Annotated in this window: 10 protein-coding genes; 6 read left to right on the plus strand and 4 right to left on the minus strand. The window is 46.9% G+C overall.

Annotated elements, in window-relative coordinates; translation table 11 throughout:
- Together AXFE_RS20130 and AXFE_RS19575 are read right to left on the minus strand one after the other, a co-directional pair.
- Positions 1–278: hypothetical protein (locus tag AXFE_RS20130; RefSeq protein ID WP_200891312.1), on the minus strand; the 278-nt coding region annotated here is incomplete at its 3' end.
- A complete protein-coding gene (locus AXFE_RS19575; protein WP_152625981.1) occupies positions 236–424 on the minus strand; it encodes a hypothetical protein in 189 nt (62 codons plus the stop codon). The genes AXFE_RS19575 and AXFE_RS20130, both read right to left, overlap by 43 nt.
- A gap of 857 nt (positions 425–1,281) precedes the next feature.
- Here AXFE_RS19575 and mftA point away from each other — a divergent pair.
- The 4 genes from mftA (at position 1,282) to AXFE_RS15475 (ending at position 3,487) form a co-directional block, all read left to right on the plus strand.
- Complete coding sequence (gene mftA / locus AXFE_RS15460; RefSeq protein WP_349632144.1) at positions 1,282–1,359, plus strand: mycofactocin precursor MftA; 78 nt, start codon at positions 1,282–1,284, stop codon at positions 1,357–1,359.
- A 56-nt stretch (positions 1,360–1,415) separates the two neighbouring features.
- Complete coding sequence (gene mftB, locus AXFE_RS15465; protein ID WP_052606848.1) at positions 1,416–1,694, plus strand: mycofactocin biosynthesis chaperone MftB; 279 nt, start codon at positions 1,416–1,418, stop codon at positions 1,692–1,694.
- Positions 1,695–1,745: 51 nt separating this feature from the next.
- The gene (mftC, locus tag AXFE_RS15470; protein WP_052606849.1) at positions 1,746–2,825 is read left to right on the plus strand and encodes a mycofactocin radical SAM maturase; all 1,080 of its coding nucleotides are present in this window, start codon (positions 1,746–1,748) and stop codon (positions 2,823–2,825) included.
- Positions 2,826–3,304: 479 nt separating this feature from the next.
- Positions 3,305–3,487, plus strand: coding sequence for a hypothetical protein (locus tag AXFE_RS15475; RefSeq protein WP_052606850.1), 183 nt, complete (start codon positions 3,305–3,307; stop codon positions 3,485–3,487).
- Positions 3,488–5,032: 1,545 nt separating this feature from the next.
- Here the strand turns inward: AXFE_RS15475 and AXFE_RS15485 are convergent.
- Positions 5,033–5,335: a helix-turn-helix domain-containing protein gene (locus AXFE_RS15485; protein WP_052606852.1), complete on the minus strand. Its 303-nt coding sequence runs from the start codon at positions 5,333–5,335 to the stop codon at positions 5,033–5,035.
- Positions 5,336–5,869: 534 nt separating this feature from the next.
- Between AXFE_RS15485 and AXFE_RS15490 the strand changes: the two genes are divergently transcribed.
- Positions 5,870–6,112, plus strand: a complete 243-nt coding sequence (locus tag AXFE_RS15490) for a type II toxin-antitoxin system Phd/YefM family antitoxin (protein ID WP_052606853.1) — start codon at positions 5,870–5,872, stop codon at positions 6,110–6,112.
- Positions 6,112–6,372 carry a Txe/YoeB family addiction module toxin gene (locus tag AXFE_RS15495; RefSeq protein ID WP_052606854.1) on the plus strand — a complete coding sequence of 87 codons (261 nt, stop codon included), beginning with the start codon at positions 6,112–6,114 and terminating at the stop codon, positions 6,370–6,372. Before AXFE_RS15490 ends, AXFE_RS15495 begins: the two co-directional genes overlap by 1 nt.
- A gap of 285 nt (positions 6,373–6,657) precedes the next feature.
- On the opposite strand, the gene AXFE_RS15500 is transcribed toward AXFE_RS15495, so the two are convergent.
- Positions 6,658–7,491, minus strand: an 834-nt coding sequence (locus AXFE_RS15500; protein ID WP_152626147.1) for an IS630 family transposase, incomplete at its 5' end; no start/stop codon positions are given.

Consider the following 7,491-nt stretch of genomic DNA (forward strand, 5'->3'; position numbering starts at 1 on the left):
ATCTTATCGAAGCTAAGAGCTTCATAGAACGAGTTTCCTATGAGTTCTGGACCGATACTTCTACTATTGATAGTCTTAGCACTAGAGAGATCCACCATCTCAAGGTCAGCCTCAGTAGTTCTTGTTTCTTTAGCGGCTGCAACTTCGGAACGAATTGCATACTTAGTGATTGCCAGATCGACGTATCTGGCAATAATAGGATCTGATTCAAAGAGTGAGGTTACTCCAGAGAGTCCTAGGTAATAGCATTGGCAATTGCATTGGCCAGAGCTGGCCACAATGACTTATCCAGGTCCAGTTCGGTCAAGGTCATTACTATACGTTGACGGGGACCTTTTTCACAGCGGTAGGACTCAACGAGTTGGTACTTACTGTAGCTAACGCCGGTCTTTTTATTAACTGTTGGAGTTTCACGGATAAACACAACAAGACAATAGCACCATGTCAGAGCTAATGCAAGTCATAATCAAAACTACTCAAAAATTAGGACACTACATTCGCGACCCAAAAAGACCTAATACCCATCTACCAGGAAATCTATAAATCGCCCAAGCCGAAAATCCTCAAAAATCAACTCAAAAGGGGCCAATTGGGGCGATTTTTCGGGAAATCTGCGAAAGATGGGTTAGAGCAAAATCGAGATCAAAGACCAAGCAGCTGGATCCTCCTGGAAGTACGTGAGCACGGGAGGTTAGGTAGCAAATGCAATTTGAATGGCATTTGATTGGAGCTCTTAAAACCCGACACGACCTACACATTTACTGAGCGATAAATCTGAATCAATTACTATCTGGCCAAAGCCGGGAAGATAATTTACTAAACCGACCAGAGGCATTACCCATCCAGCAAGATCAGCAATACGTCACCAAAGAGTAAACCGCTCTATTTGAGACTGGGCCAAAATGGTCCTTATGGAAATTAGAAAATTGATGCTCGACCAGAGGGTCAATCAAACATATAGGCCACTGCGGACTCCATAAATTCCCAGAGAGGGAGCATCGACCAAGGAAGTCAGAGTGGGATTTTCTAAGGTTAGCCATCACCAATAAATCCAACTGAGCAAAGCGCGAGAGCGCCATCGAACCTTTGAAACAAGCTTTGACCCACTCTGTATGGTCCACTATCATTCTGCGTAAATTAGGTATATAGTCTTAGTGGCGTCCCTTTAGCCTATAGTCGTTCAATTTCGGTGGATTGAGGCTAAGATCGAAAATAAACAAAGCAGAACGAATCGGAAAGGGACCTAACTTGCCAAACGAACTAGAGACCAAAACAACCAATATCGATGAGACCGACCTCATTGAGGCAGAACTAATTATCGAAGAAGTCTCGATCGATGGAATGTGCGGTGTCTACTAACTAGCTTTCGAGCTTCGATCCTCCACAAGAGTTAACCAAAAGTAGGATCTTCCTAAATGAATATCGTCATATCTCCTGACTTTGCCTACCGAGAAGAGTCTTTTGGAGCGCTCTTCTACAGTTTCGCAAAGCGAGACCTCTTTTTAGCCAAATCACCGATCGTCATACCACTCCTTCGCCTAATACCCCTGGGTATGGACACAAATGAAATGGCCGATGAGCTTAGTCAAAGAGGCTATGCCAGATCATCGGTGTTGAATACGATTGATACATTAATTCATCGTGGCGTTCTCGCCTCTATTGCCACAGCTCCCAAAGGCGAAGAATTAGAGTAACTGTGGCGAGCAACTATGTTATGGCGAGCAACTATTTTTAGGAGAAAATAAATGGCCAGCGCTCTCAACGACATCCTATCTAAGGGACTATCGTCACCGATCTGCCTAACTTGGGAGCTGACCTATGGCTGTAATTTAAGTTGCAGCCACTGCCTTAGCGACTCCGGGCCTAAAGCGCCTGGCGAATTAGACACAAACCAGGCAAAGTCGCTAATCGACCAATTTCAAGAGATGTCGATCTTTTATATCAATATCGGCGGCGGCGAGCCCATGATGAGACGGGACTTTTTCGAGATTATCGAATACGCCCAAAACTCTAACATTGGCGTCAAATTCTCCACAAATGGCTACTACCTTACCCCAGCAGCGGCTAAACGCCTTGCCACGATGAATTATGTTGACGTACAAATATCACTCGATGGCCACACCTCTGAGGTAAACGATGCGATTAGAGGTAGAGGGTCCTTCGACAAGGCGCTCGAAGCACTTTCTAACCTATCCGACGCGGGCTTTTTAAACCCCAAGATCTCAGTGGTCGCCACCGCCTATAACGTGGACCACCTCGACGAGATATTGGCCCTCGCAAATAGCTTTGGTGCTGGCCTTAGACTTACACGCCTTCGTCCTTCAGGACGTGGCACTCAAAGCTACAAAGAGCTAAATCCCTCAACGACTCAACAGCAAAAGCTGTATGGGTGGCTAATGAATCATCGCGAAGTTTTAACTGGCGATTCATTTTTCCACCTCTCGCCGCTAGGCGATCCTCTTGAGGGCCTCAATATGTGTGGCGCCGGAAAGGTAGTCTGTCTAATCGACCCAATTGGCGATGTCTACGCGTGTCCATTTACGATACACCCAGATTTTAAAGCTGGAAGTATAAAGGAAAATTCATTCCAGGCGATTTGGAGTGACGCACCGCTCTTTTCGTCGTTGCGCTCTAGCAATGGACCTAGTTCATGTCAATCCTGCAGCGCCTATTCGCAATGCAATGGTGGGTGCATGGCAACAAAGTTCCATACCGGTGGACAAATTGACGACCCAGACCCAGATTGCGTCATGGGAAATGGCCAGGCACCGACTTCCAATCGCATCTCAATTCGTCCTCGACAAAAGATCACAATCAACTCTTAGCCGCTTGGCCCTGATTATCTTATGCTTTTTCGATAAGAGACTCTCTCTGGTCCATGCAAAGGAGGCTCGAGCAGTCAATAAGGCCTTAGTCGTTCCAAAGATTCTTCAGGGCGCTTATTCAGATCGCTGCGTTTGATCGTGCTGTAATTTGTGTCCGATCGAGCTTCAACAAGGAGTTCTAGGGATTTTCATGTAGTCTCGGTGGCATTCTCGGACCATCGAACCAAATACCGATTGCAATAATAAAAGTTACGTTCAGATGACCATTGACTAAATGGATAATTCCACACCCTCTATCGCGCCGCGGATCTCCAAGCTGTGGAATAGTCAGTTGAATTCGTTGCTTAATATCTTTGCACCAGAAACCATTCTCTGTGTAAAAGCAAGGGCGAGAAATTGAGAGCCCATGACTTGTTGTACCACCCGACCACCTCTAGCGCCAATGGCAGTAAAATGGCAACGCCCGACTCAATGAAGGAATAACCATGGAAGTCACGATCAAAGACAACAAGCTGTATATCGAAATCGAACTTCAGGAACCAACACCATCATCCTCAGGAAAGACCCTGGTGGTGGCCAGTTCTCATGGCAACATGGTCACCAGCGCCATGATCGACGGCAAACCCGTCATTATCGGGCTAAATGCCTATATCAAGCCGTGAGATCAGACGCCACACATGTGGCTCTAGAACCGCGCCATCATACTTATGGTAGTAGTACTGGTCTTTGCACTCTCCCAGCGCACCTGCTATTTCCCCAAATGCGACGTCCTCTGATACGCTTCATAAATGGTCCGGTCATCAACGTCGAGATTGTCCAGGCTGCTGGATACTGTCAAGTGGATTGTTCCGAGAGGTCCTATCAACGAATAACAGCACGAAACCCAGATTAACCACAGCGGTTATAGAGGACTCGTTGGAATGAGGTGAGAATTACGGTTGGCATCAATAGCTGATATTGACATGGTGAGATTTCATGACAATATGAATTTCACTTTATCATCCATGGGAACGTTGGGTTTGGTCTTTGCCGTCCTTTACGCGGTTCAAAAAGGCTCATACCTTTTGATGGCTCTCTAGCTTCCCGTGATAATCGCTCTCGTTATTTTTCGAAAGCTACAAATGATCAGGACTAACTAATACTAATCAGGAAACGCGCAACCACCAAGGTATTACCCTGGCAATGTTGATTCCAAGCCGTCTACTACCTATAACGCGTTGCGGCAATCAGTGCAAGTTTACTTCGATTATGCTGATGCTTACTCGTTGCTAGTTAGCCCGAGCAGTCGAACCGCAGATAATATTGCGAAAATGGGTAGCATCACTGGGTTTTATTACTGCTCTGCAACGGGTACGCACGCCTTGATATTCTGTAGCTAACTTTGGTATTTAAGATACCGGCCGATGGACCTAGTGAACCAGAACCTCGCCAGATCCGAGGCTGACATGCTGGCGAGACTTCCCAGCTGAGGTGGCGCGCGCTGAATCGAAGGGAATACTGATGTGAGGAATCTCCACGAAGTGTAGCTTAGGGTTGATCACAGAAATCGAGGGATCTAAGATTGGCCATCGTTTGAATCATCTGAGGCGAGCCAGTGGATCAAGTTATTATTCCGTAATCCCTTATACTTCCCGCGCCCAAGCCCATAGTTCGGCAGTATTTCGCAAAGGAGGCTTTTTATAGATCGGTAGTTGATCTTTCCAAATATGAGCCTCAAGACTCCCCGTCACCATCCCAGAATGTTTGCGTGCCACATCGACAAAAACTCCCTTACCTTGATCAGCTCGTAAAATAAGGCAGTAAATCAATTCAATATGGTTATGTATTCGCTCAATAAGCCTAAGTTCCGTAATAAACGGAGCCTCGGAGGTGGTGGTAAGAGAAAAATTGTTAAATGATGATCTGATTCCGACGAGTTGATTCAAAACCACGTCTTCAACGATTACACCTTATAGTTATGCCAGGCTCATTAAGATTCTTTGAGATGCCCTTTGGGATACATCTCTTGTTGTCTGTTTTTGGTCCCTTCTCCCTGGATCCAACCTCCAACCAAAACAAATAACCCACCGAGGATCGCGCTACCAAATGCAGTTCACACTTGTGACAATTCACTAGGCTGCACCGGCTGTAAAGCCATAAACTGACCTCCTAAGCCGTCGACTTTGTGGAACACTCTACGAACAACTCACCAGAATGAATATAAGCACTTAGTCAATCCCCAACTTTTCTGACAACCGTTTAAGCATGTCAATACTTGGAGTTTGATCTCCCTCCTCGAACCGAGAAATTGCAGGCTGATGCATTCCCAGTTTTCGACCTAGCTCGGTCCGGGAGATACCCTGTTCCATCCGGTATTTGATTACCTCAATGGCCACGGCACGCGCTAGCGCTATTCGTTCCCACTCCTTGCAAAACTCTGGACCTATGAGATCCTCTCTGAATGACTCTCCTGCGGCAACAGTTGCAACCCCGTAATGATCAATATGCTCATTATCCTCCGTAGCCTTCATATTTACCAAGCAGCTCCTCAGCTGCCTTCACACACCGCCGAAACCCTCGAGGATCTACCTGAGCCTCTGGCCCGATGGCCTCAATTACGAATTAGGAAGGGCATGTAGGCTCATATAAACTTCAATATCGACTACGTCCTACCCTGAGCCTCAACTCTCTCAGGCCATTAACATTAGAAGTGGCATGTTGCAAAATGTCAAGGTGTCTGCGGCTATAGGTTCAATTTATCTACTCGCTGAAAAGCCAACAATCTGATCTGCCCTCCAAAGCTAGATCGGCTGACTGGTACCCTATTTGTTCTACCTACTCTCCAATACCTGGAGCACTTACGTGCGACCTTAGACACTGATACCGGCTTGGCGGTGAAAATGACAAAGGGCACAGATAGTTGCCTTGCAAGAAGAGAAACACGACTCAATTGGCCTAGTAGTGCCAAGGTTATTGCTTTGAATTCTAGGTTGACACGTACTACCTACCTACATGATGCAAACATAGTGGTACAATAAGTGGTACCGCTTTTAGGAGACATCAGCATGGCTATAACCGCTAGTGAGGCACGCAAAAACCTATTCCCGCTTATAGAACAAGTAAACAATGATCGAAAACCGATTGAGATCACCTCAATGCGAGGTGACGCCGTTCTACTCTCGAAGGCGGACTATGACGCATTGACCGAGACGGGGTTTCTTCTACGCGTACCAGCCAATGCGATGCGTCTACTCGAAAGCTTGAATCAAGCTCGCCAAGGACAACGAAGAGAGCACGAACTTAGCTGATGCGCCTCTGTTTCAGCCCCAACGGTTGGGACGATTACCTCTATTGGCAATCAGTGGACAAGGCGATACTCAATCGAATTAACCGGCTAATCAAGGATGCTCTCAGAGATCCGGGGACCGGTATCGGCAAGCCCGAACAACTACGTCACGTTCTTGCAGGTTGCTGGTCGAGACGTATCGACGAGGAGCATCGTCTGGTTTACCTAATTGATGGGGACGACCTAGTGGTACTTCAGGCCCGTTACAACTACGAAAACTGAATACCGCCGCACGTCACTATAGGCACCGCAGTCGAGTTAGATTCCCGCCTTGAAGACAAAAATTTAATCAATGTTCTTACCATAGAAAAGCTTATCCGTAATGAATCGAGCATTCCGTTGCGCATGGCATCGAGGCAAAAGTCGGAACGTTAAAAGCGTTGTTTGCTTCGGCTGTCACTCCTTTAGATGTCACTACGAGCAGAAGGTCGAGATCGGATTAGGGCGGCGATTTGCCAAGTCCCAAATAGTCGTAGATTCATCAGTTGGGATCGATGTTTATAGAGCTCACACTCTGACTTGCTCCTTGAAATCAAGCAAAGAGTATGGGAATGTCGTCGTGTTGAGATAGTCGACTAATTCCTTTGTGACTGGTTCAATCTTGGGAATGAAGCGATTGTGGGTTACAGCAGAGCGCCCTTGCTTCCAAACGTGTTCCTGGGGATTGAGTTGCGGAGAATACGGAGGGAAATGGACTGCTTCGATGTGATGCTCCCTAATTGCCTCTTGAGCGACGCTCCCTCTGTGCCATCCTGCCCCATCCCATATAAGCAGAATCTTCTCTCTTGGGTAGATCTTGCGGATCGCCAGCAGTATGGCCGCTGTTTCATGCATAGTCTGGCGCTCTGTTGCAAATGCATGCTCCTTGCCTGTCTTGAGGTTTAAAAACCCATAGATGCTCCGGTTCATTCTGGTTCCATTGGTCTCAATTACAGCTGGTGTGGTTCCTTTCGGTATCCACACTTTCTGAGTAGTTGTCGCCTGAGTGAGAACCATCTCGTCTTCACAGAGAATCACCGTATCTGGATCAGAGAATGCCTCTTTCAGACGTTCTTGCTGCTCGTCTTTCCATTCAGCTACCGCTTGTGGATCAGCCTTCTCGTACTGTTTGCCCGGCAGATGGAAGCTGAACTTACTTTCCCGAAACAGAACGTAATAGCTAGTCCTAGAGGCATAGAGAACACCGTATCTGCGCTTGAGTACTGTAGCCAGGATCCGTGTTGACCAAAACGGGGAACTGCTATAGCCGTGGTCATTGGGAGTTGTAGTCGTGAGCATGATTGCCACTTCATCTCTTTGAGACTTTTGAGAGAAGTACCGGAGCGTTGTTATGGCGCTGTC

Source organism: Acidithrix ferrooxidans (genome assembly GCF_000949295.1).
Lineage (GTDB): Bacteria > Actinomycetota > Acidimicrobiia > Acidimicrobiales > Acidimicrobiaceae > Acidithrix > Acidithrix ferrooxidans.

Bases quoted from the DNA above. Each gene is read 5' to 3' on its own strand.
- mftB (WP_052606848.1), top strand. From the start codon at position 1,416: ATGAATATCGTCATATCTCCTGACTTTGCCTACCGAGAAGAGTCTTTT.
- mftC (WP_052606849.1), top strand. From the start codon at position 1,746: ATGGCCAGCGCTCTCAACGACATCCTATCTAAGGGACTATCGTCACCG.
- AXFE_RS15485 (WP_052606852.1), bottom strand. From the start codon at position 5,335: ATGAAGGCTACGGAGGATAATGAGCATATTGATCATTACGGGGTTGCA.
- AXFE_RS15490 (WP_052606853.1), top strand. From the start codon at position 5,870: ATGGCTATAACCGCTAGTGAGGCACGCAAAAACCTATTCCCGCTTATA.
- AXFE_RS15495 (WP_052606854.1), top strand. From the start codon at position 6,112: ATGCGCCTCTGTTTCAGCCCCAACGGTTGGGACGATTACCTCTATTGG.